This window comes from Rhizobium sp. LARHSG275 (assembly GCF_052871115.1).
The window spans coordinates 159,769-177,779 of sequence record NZ_JBIXJN010000008.1 but is presented as its reverse complement, the minus strand read 5'-3'; the positions used below and the strand labels follow the sequence as shown (position 1 = coordinate 177,779).

Sequence of the window (18,011 nt, the reverse complement as noted above, 5' to 3'; positions counted from 1 at the left end):
CAGCTCCGCATTGTCGGAAATTGACATTGCCAAGCCGTCAAACCGGTTTATATTTATTAGCCGAACAATAAAAACTGCTCCCCGACCTCTAAGATTCCAACGGTTTGGAAAGTTTTATTTAGAAAAACCACGCTCTTAGGACGTGAAAGAAGAATAAAACAACAAAATGGACTCTACAATTATCATGATCAACCTGTTCGGCGCCGTGGCTCTGCTGCTGTTCGGCCTCGCGCAGGTAAAGGATGGCGTATCCAGAGCCTTCGGCGCCCGCCTGAGAACAGGTCTGGCGACCGGCACGCGCGGCAGCCTTCGTTCTTTCCTGTCAGGCCTCGTCGCAACCATCGCGCTGCAGAGCTCGACGGCAACGGCACTGATGACGGCCTCCTTCGTCGAGCGTGACCTGATCAAGCCGCGCATGGCGCAGATCGTCCTGCTCGGCGCTAACGTCGGTACCGCGATCACCGCCTGGATCGTGGCAACGGGCATCGAATGGCTCTCTCCTCTGCTGATTCTTGTTGGCATCGTGCTTTGCCGCGGCCGTTCAAGCACCAGCCAGGGTGGTGGCACAGCGCTGATCGGCATCGGCCTGATGCTGCTGTCGCTGCACCTGCTTGGCCTTGCGACGGAACCGATGCGCGCCTCTCCCGCCCTTGCCGCTTTCATCGGCCTGCTGGACGGCGCCCTGCCCGTGGCGATGATCGTCTCGGCAGCACTTGCCTTCGCATCTTCGTCGAGCCTTGCGGTGGTGGTGCTCATCCTGTCACTCGCCTCGGCCGGCGTGGTCTCCGCCGAACTCGTCATCGTGCTCGTGCTCGGCGCCAATCTCGGCGGCGCAATACCGCCTGTCGTCGCGACATTGTCCGGCCCGGTTTCGGCGCGGCGCGTCACCCTCGGCAATCTCGCCGTCCGCACGCTCGGCTGCCTTATCGCCCTGCCGCTGGCAGGATATGGCGCGGAACTCATTCAAATGCTGCCCTTCGGCCCTGCCAAGCTGCCGGTCGATGCCCATCTTGCCTTCAACCTTCTGCTGGCGGCGCTGGCCTGGCCATTCTCCCGGCCGCTCGCTGCCCTGATGGCCCGGCTGGTGCCGGATCAAGCCGAGCCCGACAGCGCTCCGAAATATCTGGATGCGCAGGAGCTTTCGACGCCGGTCGTGGCGCTGGCCAGCGCTACCCGCGAAGTGCTCGGCGTCGGCGACCTGATCGAGCGCATGCTGATCCGGGTGTGCGAAGCCTTCGAACACGGTGATCCCTCCAAACTTGCCGAGATTCCCGCCCTCGAAGAGCGCGTCGACCGGCTGCAGCAGGCGGTGAAGGTCTATCTCTCGAAGCTCGGCCGCGAGGGTCTCAGCGATGAGAACGCCCGCCGCTCGATCGTCGTCATCGATTATGCGATCAACCTTGAGCATATGGGCGACATCATCGAGAAGGGCCTAGCGGAGCAGGTGGCGAAGAAGATCTCCCTCGGCTTGAAATTTTCCGAGGACGGTCATCAGGAACTGCGCAAGCTGTTCGACCTGACGATCGACAATCTGCGGGTCGCCCAGACGATCTTCGTCACCCGCGATTTCAATCTCGCGCGTCAGATGATGGAGGTAAAAGTAGAGGTGCGCCGCATGGAAAAGCAGTCTGCCGAGCGCCATCTCGAACGTCTGCGTGACGGCCGCACCGACAGCCTGCAGACGAGTTCGCTGCATCTTGACATGTTGCGCGACCTGAAGCGCATCAACGCCCACATCGTCTCGGTGGCGCATCCGATCATGGATGAAAGCGGCCTGCTGATCGAAAGCCGAGTGCGGGCGACCGCAAAGTGACGGTCAGTCGGCCGAAGGCAGGCGGCGCATGGTGAATTCGATCTGGTCTCCGTCGAGCTGACGCCAACTCTCCACCTCGGTCCAATAGGCGGCTTTCGGATATTCGTCGAACCATTCGCGCGCCTTGGCGCGTGCGTCCATGAGGCCGAGGCAATATGTCTCACGCACGAAATGGTCTTTCTTGCGCGGAGGATTTTCCGCCCGATGTCTCGCTATCCTGCGCTTCAGGCCGTCGAAGGACGGAGGCCCTGGAACTTTTTTCATCAAACTTACCTCCTTGGAAAAGGTAATATCGAAATTCTTGATTTGCGAGTCGAATCTTGGAAGCGCACGGACGGTGATTGGCCACGCTTGGCGAGATGCAGCACCAACTGCTAATTATGGCGTGCAATCAAGAATGAGCGAGTCGCCTCCGAAGGAGATGTCGATCGCCGGAGGCGCAAATGGAACGACCTGAACTGCCGATCGGCTTGCCCGGCGACATCGAAGACAAGAAGGCCGCCGCCCGCAATTGGTTCGAGGGATTGCGCGATACGATCTGCGCTTCCTTCGAGGCCCTCGAGGATGAGCTGGAAGGGCCGCTTTCCGACCAGCAGCCTGGCCGCTTCGTCGCCAAGGACTGGTCACGCGAAGACGGCGCCGGCGGCGGTGGCCGGATGTCGATGATGGAAGGCCGCGTCTTCGAAAAGGTCGGCGTCCACACCTCCACCGTCCACGGCGAGTTCTCTCCGGATTTCCGTGGCCAGATACCTGGCGCCAAGGACGATCCGCGTTTCTGGGCCTCGGGCATTTCCCTGATCGCTCATCCCGTCAACCCAAACGTTCCGGCGGTGCATATGAACACCCGCATGGTGGTCACATCAAGCCACTGGTTCGGCGGCGGAGCCGACCTGACGCCGGTGCTGTCGCGCCGCCGCACGCAGGAGGATGAGGATAGCCAGCTTTTCCACAAGGCCATGGAGATCGCCTGCCGCAATCATGCCGTCGCCGATTACGATGCCTACAAGGCCTGGTGCGACGAATATTTCTTCCTGAAACACCGCAACGAGGCCCGCGGCATCGGCGGCATCTTCTACGACTGGCTGCATTCGAGCGAGGAAGCCGGCGGCTGGGATGCCGATTTCGCCTTCACGCGCGATGTCGGCCGGGCCTTCTCCATGGTCTATCCAAAGATCGTCCGCTCCAATTTCAATAAATTGTGGACGGAGGCCGACCGCGACGAACAATTGATCCGCCGGGGCCGCTACGTCGAATTCAATCTGCTGTATGATCGCGGCACGATCTTCGGCCTGAAGACCGGCGGCAACGTTGAATCCATTCTCTCATCGTTGCCCCCCGTCGTCCGCTGGCCATGAAACTGTGAGATCTCGTCGATAAATTCGAGTTGATAGACCTTCACGAAAACTCAGTGCGTCCTAACTTTATGTGTATGTGCGTAACAATCGAGGAGGATTGTCATGACGATACAAGGTGGCTCGCCTGCGTCCACGGATGTCCAGGAAACATCCCGCGCGATCGACACGCCTGAGTTTTTAACGCGCATCGCGGAGAAACTGCGGGCCAAGAGCGGCTCGGATCTGCCGCTGTCCTGCTTCGTCGAGCAGGTCAAGCTGCAACTGGCCAGCGGAAAGTCGCCGGAACAGCTGCAGAATGAAGCAGCGGCCGCCAACAGCAACATGCCCCGCCATCTCTTGGATACCTACAAAGCCTGGGCGATGCCCGACTGACTTTGCCTTTGCTGGCCGGCATGTCGATGCCGGCCGGAACCTTCCCTCCCCCCGCACATTCATAAATCGCGTAAGATCGCGATCGTCATTGTGTTTCGAACAGAGGAGAAGATCATGCGACTTTTCGAATGCGGCACTCTCGTTCCGGGCTGCGCCTGGCATACACGGGCGGATAGCGACGCCGAGGTGGTCCGCCGTGCCGTTGAGCACCTGAAAAATGCTCACGGCGAAACCACGATCCGCGAAAACATGGTGGATAACATTAAGGCTCGCATCCGCGACGAGGTGAACGCAGCCTGATTATTGCACGCGCTCCTGCAGCCGGGCGAGCAGCGCCGCCCGGTCGGAAACGAAATTTTCCTCCACCCACTGGTTTTCCAGAGCGGCAAGCAGCTCGCCGACACGCGGACCGGACGCGATTCCCGCCGAAATCACATCGCCGCCGTTCAGCGGAAACTGCGGTTTCTTCCAGAGCATTGCCTTGTCCAGCAGCTTGATGAGCCGCGCCGACCGCGCCATCTCGTCGAAATCACCTTCGGCCTTGCCGCGCGCAACCGCAAGCGCCAGCTTCAGCCGCGTCGTGATGCCGTCGGCGCCGTTGCGGTAAAGCAGACGTTCGAAGGCGGCCGGCGACATATCGTCATTAACAGGCGCTGCCGTTGCCCAGGCCTTGAGGGTGGCCGCCTCCGCATTCGAGAGCTTGAGCCGGGCCGCAAGCAGCTCCATGCGCTCAGCATCCGGCGGCACGATCGCCGCAAGGCGCAGCAGTGGATCGGGCGTCCAGCCGAGCGCCTTTTCGGTGGTAATCAGCGAAGGGATTGCATCGATCCCCCATCGTTCCGACTCCGGCAGGATTTCCGTCAGCACCGCCACCTGCCGCATCCAAAGCAGCGCCCGGCCGGGATCGCCGGCGCCAAGCAGCTTTCTGAGTTCAGACCAGACGCGCTCTGCCGAAAGCGTCTTCAGTTTCGAACGTGCGAGGGAACATGCCTTCAGCCCTTCGGCATCCGGCCGTCCAGAACCGTAATAGGCAAAGAAGCGGAAGAAACGCAGGATGCGCAGATGGTCCTCGGCAATTCGCCTTGCAGGATCGCCGATGAAGCGGATGTTTCGCGTCTCAATGTCGGCAAGTCCGCCAACGAGATCCACCACCTCGCCCTCGGCATCGGCATAAAGCGCGTTGATCGTCAGATCCCGCCGTTCGGCATCTGCCTTCCAGTCAGTGCTGAAGGCAACCTTGGCATGCCGCCCGTCGGTCTCGACATCGGTGCGAAGCGTCGTCACCTCGAAAGGTTTGCCGTCGATGACGAGCGTCACCGTGCCGTGCTCCAGGCCGGTTGGGACTGCCTTGATGCCAGCCGCCGCCGCCCGCTCCATCACCGCCTCCGGTCTGAGTGTCGTAGCGATGTCGACATCATTGACCGGCAGGCCCATCAGGCTGTTGCGCACCGCACCGCCAACCACCCGTCCTTCCCCGCCATCGGCGTTGAGAAGCGCTAGGATCCGACCGAGGGCCGGATCGCGGAACCATGCTTGGTCGGCAAGGCCGGTCATGCATAAAGCCTTTCGTAAAGCGTACGGACGATGCCGGCGGTGATGCCCCAGATCATTCTGGTTTCATAAGGCATGCGGTAGAAATGCCGGTCGATGCCGTCGATGACACGTCTATCGCGGGTGTGATTGGCAGGATCCATCAGGAAGGAAAGCGGCACCTCGAACACGTCGTCCACCTCGGTCGGGTTCAGTGTCAGCGCAAAGCCCGGCGTGACGATGCCGAGCACCGGCGTGATGCGGAAGCCCGTCGAAGCAAGGTAATTCGGCAGTCGTCCGACGGTTTCGACGAAAGAACCGGCCAGGCCGATCTCCTCCTCCGTCTCACGGATCGCTGCCATTTCGGGCGAGATATCGGCGGGGTCGATCGAGCCGCCGGGAAAGGCGATCTGCCCGGAATGCTTGCGCAGCGTCGTCGTGCGCTTGGTGAAGATCACATACGCCTCCTCGCCGTCATCGACGACGGGCACGAGCACGGCGGCGTCGCGCAGCTTGAAGGTCTCGACCTCGGCCACGATATCGGGATTAAGGATGTGGTCCCCGTGATCGCGCCAGGCATGGTCGACCGGCCCGCCATTCTGGTTGAGCGCGCGGCGGCGGAATTCGGCTGCGGAAAACAGCGGGTAGCGGTGGGTGATCGCATCATTCATCGGCAAAGCGCATCCAGTTCGTCGGCCGGCATAATCGGGAAGACTTCGCCGGCGGAGCGTATCGCAAACATCGCCTGCCCCTCCACCTTGAAAGTCTCGCCGAGCGCGACCAGTTCATACATCACTGCACGCGATACCAGCGCCTCCAGCCGCCCGCGCACATGCAGATAGGGTTTTAATTCGGCATTCTCGCCCGCAATGGCAAAGCGCAGCCGATGCTCTCCTCCCGCCTCCACGACATCGCCGACATTGGTGCGAAAAGTCAGCACCTGTTGGCCTTGCCCCTCCGTCACGCTCATCTCCACGGCGATGAAAGGCGCGTCGACGACCCTTATACCGACCTTTTCCACAGGAGTTACGAGATAGGTCTTCTGGTCGTCGTCTTTCCTCAAAACCGTCGAGAACAGCCGCACCAGCGCCGGTCGGCCGATCGGCGTGCCCATGTAGAACCAGGTGCCGTCCGCCCGGATTTCCATGTCGATATCGCCGCAGAAAGGTGGATTCCACCGTTCGACTGGCGGCAATCCTCGTTTTTTGCCGGCATTTTCCTCAGAGGCGCGCAAAATCAGCGCGGCAAGTCCCGCCGCATCCGTCTGTCCGCTGATTTCCTCGGCTGCCATTCTTCCGTCCCGGTTTGTCCTTAACGAAGTAAAGTCACGAGATAGTCATTCGCAACGAACTTGTCAGCCCGTCACATCTCCATAACTCTATCGGGTATGAGGCACATGTATAAGTCCGCCGATTCGCTGCCGAATGATTTCAGCCGTTGGAGATGCCCGTGGGTATGATGAAGACCGAAGCCAGCCTCGATGAAAAGGCGATCGTCGCCGCCGCCGAAAAGGCGCTCTCCGATATCGCCGCCATCCGCGGGGAAGTCTCGAAGGTGATCTTCGGTCAGGAAAGCGTCGTCGAGAACACCATTCTCGCCGTGCTGTCCGGCGGTCATGCCCTGCTCGTCGGCGTTCCCGGCCTTGCCAAGACCAGACTGGTGACGACGCTCGGCGAGGTGCTCGGCCTTGCCGCCAACCGCATCCAGTTCACGCCCGATCTGATGCCCTCGGATATTCTCGGCTCCGAGGTGATGGACCAGGACGACAGTGGACGCCGCTCCTTCCGTTTCGTCAAGGGTCCGGTCTTCGCCCAGCTCCTGATGGCCGACGAGATCAACCGCGCCTCACCGCGTACCCAGTCGGCCCTTCTGCAATCCATGCAGGAATATCACATCACGATCGCCGGCCAGCGCTATGACCTCCCGGCGCCCTTCCATGTGCTTGCCACCCAGAACCCGCTCGAGCAGGAAGGCACCTATCCTCTGCCCGAAGCCCAGCTCGACCGCTTCCTGCTGCAAGTCGATGTCAACTACCCCGAACTTGCGGCCGAGCGCCAGATTCTGCTCGAGACGACGGGCTTGGGCGAAACCCGGCCGGAAGCCATCATCGATGCGCAGCGGCTGATCGAAATCCAGACCCTGGTGCGGCAGATGCCGGTGAGCGGCACGGTTGTCGATGCCATCCTGGCACTGGTACGCTCCGCCCGTCCAGGACAGGGCAATGCCTCGACCGACAAGAACGTCGCCTGGGGTCCAGGCCCGCGCGCCGGCCAGGCGATGATGCTTTGCGCGCGTGCCCGCGCGCTCTACGAAGGCCGTCTCGCACCGTCTCTGGACGATATCTTCGCGCTCGCCGAACCCATTCTCCAGCATCGCATGGCGCTGACTTTCGCCGCCCGCGCCGAAGGCATGTCGGTGCGCGATGTCATCGCCGGACTGGTCAAGCAGGCAAAGGGATAAGGAAGCCGGACGCGTGGCATCTATCGGACAGATCGTCAATCCGACACCCGGCAGCGATGCCCTTTCCCGCGCCAGGCAGCGGGCCGCCCTGGTGCCGGACTGCCTGGTGGAAGCCAAGCGCATTGCCAACACTGTGATCGCTGGCTGGCATGGTCGCCGCAAGCGCGGCATCGGCGAGAATTTCTGGCAGTTTCGCCCTTATGCTGAAGGCGAGAGCCTGTCCCGCATCGACTGGCGCCGTTCCGCCCGCGACGACCATACCTACGTGCGCGAGCGCGAGTGGGAGGCCGCGCACACGATCTGGCTCTGGTGCGACATGTCGCCCTCGATGATGTACAAGTCGAGCTATGGCAGCGTCTCTAAGGAAAGCCGCGCGCTGGTCATCATGCTGGCGCTTGCCGAAATCCTCGCCCGCTCCGGCGAACGCATCGGCTGCCCCGGCATCATGGAACCCGCTTCCGCCCGCAACGCCGCAGAACGCCTCGCAGCCGCGCTCATGCACACACCGCTGACCGGCGGCCTGCCGGAAACGGCGATGATCCGCGGCTGGAGCGACCTCGTCCTCATCGGCGATTTCCTCGACGATGCGCCGGCAATCATGGAACGGCTCGGCCCGCTTGCCCGCCGCGGCCTGCGCGGCCACGTGGTCGAGATATCAGATCCCGCCGAAGAGATATTCCCCTATAGCGGCCGCACCGAATTCACAGATCCGGAGAGCGGCGCCAAGCTTATCTCCGGCCGCGCCGAACATATCCGCGAGGCCTATCGCACCGCCTATCTCGCCCGCAGGGACAGCCTCGGCCAGTCGCTGCGCCATCTCGGCTGGACATTCGCGAGCCACCGCACCGATCACCTTGCGTCGGAGGCGCTGGTCGCGGTGCACGTCTATCTGTCCGGCATGCCGGCCAAGGCTACGCATGGAGGGCAGCTATGAACGCCCTTCCCTTCGCTTTCGCCCATCCCGCCATTCTAGGCGCGCTCCTTGCCTTGCCCGTCATCTGGTGGCTGCTGCGGCTGACGCCGCCACGTCCGAAGACCGAAGTCTTCCCGCCGCTGAAGATCCTCGCCTCCGTGCTGAAGCGCGAGGAGACGCCGGCGCAAAGCCCGTGGTGGCTGACGCTGCTGCGCATGCTGCTCGCCGCCGCCATCATCCTTGCGATCGCCGATCCGGTTTTCAATCCGCGCACCAGTTCGCTCGCATCAGGTGGCCCGCTCGTCCTCTTCGTCGACAACAGCTGGGCGGCGGCACCGGACTGGGAGCGCCGCATCCAGACCGCCGACGCATTGATAGACGATGCCGAATCCGCCGGCACGCCTGTGTCGATCGCCTTCACCGCCGATCCGACCAACGACGCCGTGCCCGGCACCGCCGCTGCCGCCCGCGACAAGCTGCGCGCCGCCGAGCCACGACCGCTTGTGCCGGACCGCGAACGCGCCTTCCAGGCGCTGCGCGCCGCGCTGAATGGCATCAAGCCTGGTACCCTCGCCTTCCTGACCGACGGCGCCGCCGCCAAGCCAGGCGACCCGACGGTGCGCAGGCTCGCCGAACTCCAGCCCGCCGATCTGCGCCTAATCGAAGGCGATGCCGCGCGGACAGTGGCGATCACCGCCGCCAACAATGCGGCAGACGCCATGACCGTTAAGGTCACTCGGCTCAATACCTCGCATGCCGCATCCGTGGCGTTGAACGCCGTCGATACCCAGGGCCGCTCGATCGCCAACGGTAGGGTGGACTTCCGCCCCGGCCAGAGCGTCGCGACGAGTTCGATCACCGCACCCTTCGAGATGCGCAACGATTTCGCACGCGTCAGCGTCGACAATGGTGCCACCGCAGGCGCCGTCCACCTTCTCGATGATGCATTCAAGCGCCGTCGCGTCGTCTTGCTGTCGGGCGAAGGAGGGGATGAGTTCCAGCCGTTGCTCTCGCCGCTCTATTATATCCAGCGAGCGCTGCAGCCCTACGCGGATCTGATCCAACCCGCCGATTCCGATCTTTCGGTCGCAATACCAAAACTTCTCGCCAGCAATCCCTCCATCATCATCATGGCCGACATCGGCCGGCTGCCGGAGGAGACCTACGAGCCTCTGACGCGCTGGATATCGAATGGCGGCATGCTCCTGCGTTTTGCCGGCCCGCGCATGGCGGCAGCCCCTGCGGACGATCCGCTGATCCCCGTCATCCTGCGCCAGGGAGAACGGGCGCTGGGCGGCACTTTGTCCTGGAGCGAGCCGCAGTCACTTGCCGAATTTCCAAGTTTCGGACCTTTCGCCCGGATAGCGCGTCCTGCCGATGTCGTCGTCAAGCGGCAGGTGCTTGCCGAACCGACACCCGATCTTGCCGAACGCACCTGGGCGAACCTGGCTGACGGCACGCCGCTCGTGACGATGAAGCAGCTCGCATCCGGCCAGATCGTCCTGTTTCACGTTACCGCGGAAGCAACCTGGTCCAACCTGCCGATCTCAGGCACTTTCGTCGACATGCTGCGTCACCTCCTGCAGATATCGCGCTCGGGCGGCGTGACTTCGGAAGCGCGCGGCAATGCGCGTGTCTCCGAAACCCTGCCGCCATTCCGTATGCTGACGGCCAAGGGCACGCTCGTCTCCGAGACGGGTTCGGCTCGGCCGCTCATCCCGCAAGCCGGAGCCGAACCGACGGCGAATTTCGACAACCCGCCCGGGCTCTACGGTTCGGAGGACGGTTTCACCTCCCTGAACGTGCTGCCCGAGAACGCCGAACTGACGCCGCTCGACACAACAGGGACCAATGCCGTGCGCGAAGGCCTGATCGGCGGCGAAAGCTGGTCTGCAAAACCCGCACTCTTTCTCGCAGCCTTTCTGCTGCTCTTGGCCGATAGCCTGATCGTTCTGTTCATGAATGGCGCATTCTCGCGATTGCGCCCGGCTGTCCGCACCACAGCGATGATCGCGGTCGCCGTCGGCGCCGGCTTTCTCATCCAACCCGGCACGCTTCACGCCGACGACTCCCGGCCCGGCGACGACCTCATCTTGCAGAGGCTTGATAATACACACCTCGCCTATGTCGTTACCGGCGAACAGGAGGTAGACAATATATCCGAGCGCGGTCTCGAGGGACTCACCCAGTTCCTGACTTTTCGCACGACGCTGGAGCCGGCACCGCCCGTGGGCATCGACCTCACCAAAGACGAGCTCTCCTTCTATCCGATCATCTATTGGCCGGTTTCGGCGACTGCGCCGATGCCGTCGACGGCAGCGATCAGCCGTATCGACGCCTATATGCGCAATGGCGGCACTGTGCTTTTCGATACGCGCGATCAGATCAGCGCATTGGACAATGGCGGCAATGTCAGCGCCAACGGAGAGAGGCTGCAGACAATCCTCGCCAATCTCGATATTCCGGCGCTCGAACCGGTACCATCAGACCATGTGCTGACGAAGTCCTTCTATCTCCTGTCGAGCTTTCCCGGTCGTTATACCGGCAGCCCGCTTTGGATCGAGTCCCGGCAGGGCGGTCAGGGGCCGAGCGAAAAATCGGCGGCGACAGCCGACGGCGTTTCGCCGATCCTGATCACCGGCAATGATTTCGCCGGCGCTTGGGCGATCGACGACAATGGCGTACCGATGCTGCCAACCGTGCCGTCGGATGAAACGCAGCGCGAATATGCCTACCGTTCCGGTGTCAACATCATGATGTATATGCTGACCGGCAACTACAAGACCGACCAGGTCCATGTTCCCGACCTCCTCGAACGGTTAGGACAATGAGATGACGTTCGACTTTTCGCCCTTCCTGCCTTGGCCTGTTTTGGCCGCATTGGCTGCCGTCAGCACGATCATCGCCGTCTTCGCGATCTGGCGCGGCATCCGCGGCGCCTGGATCAGAACGTTGGCAGCACTCGCCATGCTGACCGCGCTTGCCAATCCTGTGCTCCTGCAGGAAGACAGGGATCAGTTGTCGACGATCGTCCCCGTTCTTGTCGATCGAAGCCAGAGCCAGCAGACGCCCGATCGCGTCAAGATGACCGACGATGCGCTTGCTGCCCTCAAAGGACAGCTCGCCCGCTTCCCCCAGATAGAGCCCCGCTTCGTCGATGTCGAAGGCGACGTCAATTCCGACGTGCCGTCCACGCGCCTGTTCGACGCGCTGTCGGCCAACATTGCCGATGTCCCGCCCGCCCGTATCGGCGGCGCCATCATGCTGACCGACGGTGAAGTCCATGATCTTCCAGCCGCCAATCAGGCGCTCGGTTTCGACGCGCCGATCCATGGTCTCGTAACCGGCAAGGCCAGCGAATTCGATCGCCGCATCGAAGTCATCAAGGGGCCGCGCTTCGGCATCGTCAACGAAGAGCAGCAGGTGGTCTTGCGCGTCTTCGACGACGGTCCGAGCCCCGGCGGCACGGCCGATGTCACGGTGAAGCTGAATGGTGACGAGATCGCCACCCTGCAGGCGACACCCGGGCAGGATACGCCCTTCTCCTTCAAGGTGCCGGGTGGCGGCAGCAATGTGCTCGAATTCTCGGTCGCAGCCCTTCCCGGCGAAGTCACCACCGCCAACAACCGTGCTGTCCACGTCATCGACGGCATCCGCCAGAATCTCCGCGTCCTGCTCGTTTCCGGCGAGCCGCATGCCGGCGAGCGCGCCTGGCGCAACCTGCTGAAATCCGATGCGTCGGTCGATCTCGTCCACTTCACCATCCTGCGTCCGCCGGAAAAACAGGACGGAACGCCGATCAACGAGCTGTCGCTGATCGCCTTCCCGACGCGTGAGCTCTTCGTCGACAAGATCAAGGATTTCGACCTGATCATCTTTGATCGCTACCAACACCGCGGCGTGCTGCCGCTGCTCTATTACGATTACATCGCGCAATATGTCGACAACGGCGGCGCGCTGCTGATCGCCGCCGGTCCCGAGCACGCTGGCCCCGATTCCATTGCACTGACGCCACTTTCCTCGGTCCTGCCGGCAACGCCTACCGGAGAGATGATCGAAAAGGCCTTCTATCCCCGCCTCTCCGAGGAAGGCCGCAAACATCCCGTCACGCGCGGCCTTGACGGGTCGGGCGAGGACCCGCCGCATTGGGGCCGCTGGTTCCGCAGCGTCGATGTCGACCGGCCGCAGGGCGAGACGATCATGCTCGGCGCCGACAATCACCCGCTGCTGGTTCTGAACCGGGCTGGTCAGGGGCGCGTCGCCATGCTGCTTTCCGATCAGGGCTGGCTCTGGGCGCGCGGCTTCGAAGGCGGCGGTCCGAACGTTTCGCTCTATCGCCGTATCGCCCATTGGCTGATGAAGGAGCCGGCGCTCGAGGAAGAAGCGCTGACGGCGCGCGCCTCCGGCCGGACCCTTGAGATCACGCGCCAGACGATCGGCGACAATCCCGGCAACGCCACCGTGCGTTATCCTTCCGGCAAGACCGAAACTCTGCCGCTTACCCAGTCCGAACCGGGCCTCTACAAAGCCGAGAAGAGGATGGACGAAATCGGTCTCTTCGAAATTCGCAACGGCAATCTGTCGACGCTTGTCCATATCGGCGCCGTCGATGCACCGGAATTCAAGGCGATGATCTCGACGACCGATGTGCTGAAACCGGTCGCCGACAGAAGCAAGGGTCTCGTCGCCCGCGTCTCCAATGCAAATGGCGCGATCTCGGTGCCGCCGATCCTGCCGGTGCGCGGCCAGGTGCGCGTCTCCGACAACGATCGCATGATGATCCGCATGACCAGCGAGACCGTCTTGAAGGGCATCAACACGCTGCCGCTCTTTGCCGGTTTCGCCGGCGTCGGCATCCTGCTGCTCGCCTTCGGCGCCATGTGGTGGCGCGAAGGGCGGTAATCTCATGCCGGAATTCGAGCTCACCGCCGCGCCCTCGACAGAAGAGCTCGCGGCAATCACCGACGCGCTCTCGGCGTTCAACAACAGCGATGTCGGCCCCTCGGATCGCCGGCCGCTTGCGGTCCTCATCCGCGATACCGACGGCAAGGTGACGGGCGGTCTTTCCGGTTTTACCGCCTGGGGCTGGCTTTTCACCCAGATGCTCTACATTCCCGCCACACTGCGCGGCACCGGTATATCAGGCAATATCCTCGCAAAGGCGGAAGAAGAGGCGAGAGCCCGGGGGTGCCGCGGCGCTTGGATCGACACGTTCAGCCCGCGGGCTCTGCGCGCCTACCTCAGCCAGGGTTATGAGGTCTTCGGGGAGCTTGAGGATTTCCCGGAAGGCCGCACGCGCAGCTTCCTCCGGAAAAGTCTCTAGAGCACTTTCCGTTTTTCTTCGAATCACGGAAGTGCTCTATCTCTTTGTTTTCACGCAATTCCGACCGCTGTGCACTTTGCTGGAATTGCTCTGGCGCATCAGCCCGAAAACCGGAATCGATTTTCGGAAAGCACGATGCGTAGAGTCAAAGTGTTAGAGCGTCCTTTGTGCGTCCGAAAGGACGCGTAGCGCTCTAAATCATTCACGCCAAGCGATCGTGCCCTTCAGCCGCGCCTGCACGCCGTCGGCAATCGGAACGACAAGCACACGACCGGGATCGACCGGGCCTGGAAAAGAAAGCGCATTGTAGGCGACCTTCTCGAAACCGAGCGGGCCGTAATAGGGCGGGTCGCCGACGAGGATGACGGCTTCCGAGCCCTTGCGCCTTGCCGCCTCCACCGCGATCCGCACCAGTTCCCGGCCGATGCCCTTGTTCTTGTGGGAGGGGCGGACGGCGAGCGGGCCAAGCAGATGGCCCTTCACCGTGCCGGCCAGTACCGGCGTCATACGCACGGAGGCGATCGTCTCACCGTTATCGGTGCAGATGAAGGAGAGCGACAGATCATGCGGCCCCTGCTCACGGATGCGCGCGGCAGCGCGCGTGAAGCGGCCCGGACCGAAGGCTTCTTCGTTGATGTGTTCGATGGCGGCGTCATGAGACGCGTCTTCAGTGAGGTAGACGAGATCGTGCTTGTACATGATGACAGAAACCGGATGGACAGATTGATGGGTCTCGAACACGCCTAGGGCGTTCGGGAGCATCAGCGTCGTCGCGGGTTTCTGGAAATGAACATCAAGCAGGGGTCCGAAAAATCGTGAAAACGCCGATAGCAGGAAAAATTTCCGCCGTCCAACGCAAAATGCGCGACGTGACGCACTGTTCAATCTTTGTCGCCTGTAAAGCCCTGGCATCTGCGATATCTTCCGTTCCAACACGCAATGAAGGGAATGAAGACCATGGGAATGCTGGTGGATGGCGTCTGGCATGACGTCTGGTACGACACGAAGGAGAGCAAGGGCCATTTCAAGCGGCAGCCCTCGCAGTTCCGCAACTGGGTGACATCGGACGGTGAGGCCGGCCCTTCGGGCAGCGGTGGCTTCAAGGCCGAGGCCGGGCGTTACCATCTCTATGTCTCGCTCGCCTGCCCCTGGGCGCACCGCACGCTGATCTTCCGCAAGCTGAAGAAGCTCGAAGAGCTGATCTCGGTCTCCGTCGTCGATCCGCTGATGCTCGAGAACGGCTGGGAGTTCAAGGTCGGCGGCGGTGCCACCGGCGACCACCTCTTCGACGCCACCACGCTCTGGCAGATCTATATCAGGGCCGATCCGCGCTATTCCGGCCGCGTCACCGTTCCCGTGCTCTGGGACAAGAAGACCGGCACGATCGTCAACAACGAATCCGCCGAGATCATCCGCATGTTCAATGGCGCCTTCGACGGGCTGACCGGCTCGACAGCCGATTTTTATCCCGAGGACCTTCGCTCCGACATCGATGCGCTGAACGCTATCGTCTACGACACCGTCAACAACGGCGTCTACAAGGCGGGCTTTGCCACCACCCAGCAAGCCTATGAAGAAAACGTCGGCAAGCTGTTCGAAACGCTCGACATGCTCGACGAGCGCCTTGGCAAGGGCCGCTACCTCTTCGGCAACCGCCAGACCGAGGCCGACTGGCGCCTGTTCACCACGTTGGTGCGCTTCGACGCTGTCTATGTCGGCCATTTCAAGTGCAACATCCGCCGCATCGCCGACTACCGCAACCTGCCCGGCTATCTGCGAGACCTGTATCAAACCGCAGGCGTTGCCGAGACGGTGAACCTCAACCACATCAAGCAGCACTATTATCGCAGCCACAAAACGATCAATCCCACCGGCATCGTTCCCGTCGGCCCGGCGCTCGATCTCGACAGTCCGCACGGCCGCACTACAACGCCGCGCGCCTTTTTAGACGTGCAAAGGACGCTGTAGCACTTTGAATTGCTGCAAATTTTATCCCTAAATCGATTCCGATTTAAGAAATTATGCAGTCGCTTGCCGCCGCCTGAGGTTCACCAGCGGTGGTCGGACTCCCGCTCGCCGCGAAGCTCCGCGAGACGGCGATACGTCGCCTTGGTCGTGCCCTCGGGCAAGCTGTCGAGGGAAAAGAAGCCGCTGTCGGATATCTCCCAGTCCGGCGGCCGCGGAGCGGTCTGCTCGACGGTCGCCCGGTAGAAGACGACATGGTCGCGCCTTGTAGTCGTGGTATTGAAATAGACCTGGATCAGCTGCGGCTTGCCGATGATCCTGAGGTTGCCCTCCTCGCGCAATTCCTTGACAAGCGCTTCCTCGACCGTCTCGTTGCGCTCCAGCCCGCCGCCTGGCATATGCCAGCCGCCGACATAGCTGTGGCGCACGAGAAAGATGCGCCCGTCCGCATCGAAACAAGCGGCCCGCACGCCCACGGTCATGCTACGGACGAAACTGAAATAGACATGCAGCAGGCACAATGCCAGCCTCATGTGAAGGGGCCGGTTCTCTTTATCCACTATCACTCCGTTTCAGCTCTTCATCGCGCCCGATGTGTTTGATTTGTCAATAAGCTGGTCTATGTCTCGTAACATGTTCAAGCTCGCGCATATCTCCGACGTCCACCTCGGGCCGCTGCCCAGTCTTTCCGTTCAAGAGCTGTTTTCAAAACGCATAACAGGCTTTGTGAACTGGCATCGAAATCGACGCAAGCACCTTTTCGGCAGCACGTTGGATCTGCTGCTCGACGACATTCGCGCCCACCAGGCCGATCACCTGGCCGTCACCGGCGACCTCGTCAATCTGGCGAGCGGCATTGAGATTCGCGCCGCGGCTGCATGGCTCCGCGCGTTCGGCGATCCCGCGAACACGTCAGTCGTTCCCGGCAATCATGACGCCTATGTACCAGGCGCCTATGAGAAGTCGATGCGCGCCTGGTATGATTATGTCCGCGGCGATCTGGCTCCGCCGCAGTGGCAGGACGACCGCCATATCTTCCCCTATCTGCGTGTTCGCGGCAAAGTCGCGATTGTCGGCTGCTCGACGGCGGTCGCCACTCCTCCCTTCGCCGCCTCCGGCTTTTTCGGCGCGCGACAGGCCCGCGATACTGTCAACATGTTGCGCGCGGCTGGGGAAGCCGGACTCTTCCGCGTTGTCATGATCCATCATCCGCCAATCCGCGGCGCCACGGCCTTCTACAAACGGATGATCGGCATCCGCCGCTTCGCCGCCGTGATTTCGACGGGCGGCGCCGAACTCGTGCTACACGGTCATACGCACCTGAACACGCTGCATTGGCTGCGCGGCCAGGTGCAGCCGGTGCCGGTCGTCGGCATTGCCTCTGCCTCGCAGGGACCGGGTAGCGTCAAGCCGCCCGCCGCCTACAACCTCTTCTCCATCGACGGCTCTCCCGGCGCCTGGGAGCTCAGCGGCGAGCGCTTCAGCCTCAACAGGGCTGGCGACGCGGTGATGCCGGAAAGTGCCGATATTTTCGCGCCTTAGCGTCACTTCTGAACGCTTTTTATGCAGCACTTGAATCGATCTGCGAGGACATCGGGCCACCGTCGCAACATTTGCCATGGAGGTTGCTTACCCTCTTGGTATTTTTAGTGGTAAGCGTACAATCCGAGCAACTGCATTGCCTGAGAATGGAGCGCGCCGATGACTTCTTCTTTCCGTTACCTGTCCAGACTTTCGCTCGCCGCCGGCTTTGCCTTCGGCATCGCCACGGCCGCTTTTGCGGCCGGCGACAGCAACGATGACACCAATCCGCCGCCGAAGACCCAGACGACCAAGACCTGCACCGGCGGCAAGGTCTGGGACAAGGCCAAGAAAGAATGTGTCAACCCGAAGAAGAGCAGCTTCAATGACGACGATCTCTATCAGTTCGCCCGCGAGTTTGCATATGCCGGGCAGTATGACAACGCAATCACGGTGCTCAATCTCGCTCGCAACCAGAACGACCCGCGCGTCCTGAACTATCTCGGTTACGCCAATCGCAAGGCCGGCCGCATGGAGCTCGGCATGTCCTACTACCGCAAGGCGCTGCAGGCGGATGAGAATTATATCCTCGCCCGCTCCTATATGGGCATGGCGCTGGTGGAACAGGGAGACATCCAGGGCGCCCGCGTCCAGCTTGTCGAAATCCGTGATCGCGGCGGCGAAGGCACCTGGGCCTATCGCTCCCTGCTGCAAAGCTTGAACGGCTACAAGACATATTGACGCAAGCTTTGCGGGCCA

The 18,011-nt window shown here is 62.0% G+C and carries 18 protein-coding genes; 12 read left to right on the top strand and 6 right to left on the bottom strand.

Annotation, left to right across the window (positions count from 1 at the left end; translation table 11 throughout):
• Nucleotides 1–166 precede the first annotated feature (166 nt).
• A complete protein-coding gene (locus tag ACIPSK_RS12945; protein WP_162116511.1) occupies nt 167–1,813 on the top strand; it encodes a Na/Pi cotransporter family protein in 1,647 nt (548 codons plus the stop codon).
• A 3-nt stretch (nt 1,814–1,816) separates the two neighbouring features.
• Here the strand turns inward: ACIPSK_RS12945 and ACIPSK_RS12940 are convergent, their stop codons facing one another.
• A complete protein-coding gene (locus tag ACIPSK_RS12940; RefSeq protein ID WP_017965345.1) occupies nt 1,817–2,077 on the bottom strand; it encodes a hypothetical protein in 261 nt (86 codons plus the stop codon).
• 179 nt (nt 2,078–2,256) lie between these two features.
• On the opposite strand from ACIPSK_RS12940, the gene hemF reads away from it, so the two are divergent.
• The 3 genes from hemF (at nt 2,257) to ACIPSK_RS12925 (ending at nt 3,840) form a co-directional block, all read left to right on the top strand.
• On the top strand, nt 2,257–3,168 hold the full coding sequence (gene hemF, locus ACIPSK_RS12935; RefSeq protein WP_162116510.1) for an oxygen-dependent coproporphyrinogen oxidase: 912 nt from the start codon (nt 2,257–2,259) through the stop codon (nt 3,166–3,168).
• 102 nt (nt 3,169–3,270) lie between these two features.
• On the top strand, nt 3,271–3,540 hold the full coding sequence (locus ACIPSK_RS12930; protein ID WP_017965347.1) for a hypothetical protein: 270 nt from the start codon (nt 3,271–3,273) through the stop codon (nt 3,538–3,540).
• A 114-nt stretch (nt 3,541–3,654) separates the two neighbouring features.
• Nucleotides 3,655–3,840 carry a DUF1059 domain-containing protein gene (locus tag ACIPSK_RS12925; RefSeq protein ID WP_003565542.1) on the top strand — a complete coding sequence of 62 codons (186 nt, stop codon included), beginning with the start codon at nt 3,655–3,657 and terminating at the stop codon, nt 3,838–3,840.
• On the opposite strand, the gene ACIPSK_RS12920 is transcribed toward ACIPSK_RS12925, so the two are convergent.
• Genes ACIPSK_RS12920 through ACIPSK_RS12910 form a run of 3 tightly spaced genes read right to left on the bottom strand, consistent with a single transcriptional unit; the run spans nt 3,841 to nt 6,361 of the window.
• The gene (locus tag ACIPSK_RS12920) at nt 3,841–5,094 is read right to left on the bottom strand and encodes a CCA tRNA nucleotidyltransferase (protein ID WP_162116509.1); all 1,254 of its coding nucleotides are present in this window, start codon (nt 5,092–5,094) and stop codon (nt 3,841–3,843) included.
• Nucleotides 5,091–5,741 (bottom strand): CoA pyrophosphatase, encoded by a 651-nt coding sequence (locus tag ACIPSK_RS12915; RefSeq protein ID WP_162116508.1) that lies wholly within the window; start codon nt 5,739–5,741, stop codon nt 5,091–5,093. Before ACIPSK_RS12915 ends, ACIPSK_RS12920 begins: the two co-directional genes overlap by 4 nt.
• Nucleotides 5,738–6,361, bottom strand: coding sequence for a DUF1285 domain-containing protein (locus ACIPSK_RS12910; RefSeq protein ID WP_162116507.1), 624 nt, complete (start codon nt 6,359–6,361; stop codon nt 5,738–5,740). Before ACIPSK_RS12910 ends, ACIPSK_RS12915 begins: the two co-directional genes overlap by 4 nt.
• Nucleotides 6,362–6,519: 158 nt before the next feature.
• On the opposite strand from ACIPSK_RS12910, the gene ACIPSK_RS12905 reads away from it, so the two are divergent.
• From ACIPSK_RS12905 to ACIPSK_RS12885, 5 genes are read left to right on the top strand one after another with little or no spacing between them, the layout of a single operon-like run.
• Nucleotides 6,520–7,530, top strand: coding sequence for an AAA family ATPase (locus tag ACIPSK_RS12905; RefSeq protein ID WP_017965351.1), 1,011 nt, complete (start codon nt 6,520–6,522; stop codon nt 7,528–7,530).
• 13 nt (nt 7,531–7,543) lie between these two features.
• Complete coding sequence (locus tag ACIPSK_RS12900) at nt 7,544–8,464, top strand: DUF58 domain-containing protein (RefSeq protein WP_162116506.1); 921 nt, start codon at nt 7,544–7,546, stop codon at nt 8,462–8,464.
• Entirely contained in the window at nt 8,461–11,274 is a 2,814-nt protein-coding gene (locus tag ACIPSK_RS12895; RefSeq protein ID WP_162116505.1) for a DUF4159 domain-containing protein, read from the top strand. Before ACIPSK_RS12900 ends, ACIPSK_RS12895 begins: the two co-directional genes overlap by 4 nt.
• 1 nt (nt 11,275) lies before the next feature.
• Nucleotides 11,276–13,345 (top strand): hypothetical protein, encoded by a 2,070-nt coding sequence (locus ACIPSK_RS12890; protein ID WP_162116504.1) that lies wholly within the window; start codon nt 11,276–11,278, stop codon nt 13,343–13,345.
• Between the two features lie 4 nt (nt 13,346–13,349).
• Nucleotides 13,350–13,766, top strand: a complete 417-nt coding sequence (locus ACIPSK_RS12885; protein WP_162116503.1) for a GNAT family N-acetyltransferase — start codon at nt 13,350–13,352, stop codon at nt 13,764–13,766.
• 198 nt (nt 13,767–13,964) lie between these two features.
• Here ACIPSK_RS12885 and ACIPSK_RS12880 read toward each other — a convergent pair whose 3' ends face one another.
• Entirely contained in the window at nt 13,965–14,528 is a 564-nt protein-coding gene (locus ACIPSK_RS12880; protein ID WP_162116502.1) for a GNAT family N-acetyltransferase, read from the bottom strand.
• A gap of 195 nt (nt 14,529–14,723) precedes the next feature.
• On the opposite strand from ACIPSK_RS12880, the gene ACIPSK_RS12875 reads away from it, so the two are divergent.
• Complete coding sequence (locus ACIPSK_RS12875; RefSeq protein ID WP_162116575.1) at nt 14,724–15,734, top strand: glutathione S-transferase family protein; 1,011 nt, start codon at nt 14,724–14,726, stop codon at nt 15,732–15,734.
• A gap of 80 nt (nt 15,735–15,814) precedes the next feature.
• Here ACIPSK_RS12875 and ACIPSK_RS12870 read toward each other — a convergent pair whose 3' ends face one another.
• Nucleotides 15,815–16,291 carry an NUDIX domain-containing protein gene (locus ACIPSK_RS12870; RefSeq protein WP_162116501.1) on the bottom strand — a complete coding sequence of 159 codons (477 nt, stop codon included), beginning with the start codon at nt 16,289–16,291 and terminating at the stop codon, nt 15,815–15,817.
• A 73-nt stretch (nt 16,292–16,364) separates the two neighbouring features.
• Between ACIPSK_RS12870 and ACIPSK_RS12865 the strand changes: the two genes are divergently transcribed.
• Together ACIPSK_RS12865 and ACIPSK_RS12860 are read left to right on the top strand one after the other, a co-directional pair.
• Entirely contained in the window at nt 16,365–17,273 is a 909-nt protein-coding gene (locus ACIPSK_RS12865) for a metallophosphoesterase family protein (RefSeq protein ID WP_162116574.1), read from the top strand.
• A gap of 159 nt (nt 17,274–17,432) precedes the next feature.
• A complete protein-coding gene (locus ACIPSK_RS12860; protein WP_064247836.1) occupies nt 17,433–17,993 on the top strand; it encodes a tetratricopeptide repeat protein in 561 nt (186 codons plus the stop codon).
• Nucleotides 17,994–18,011 lie beyond the last annotated feature (18 nt).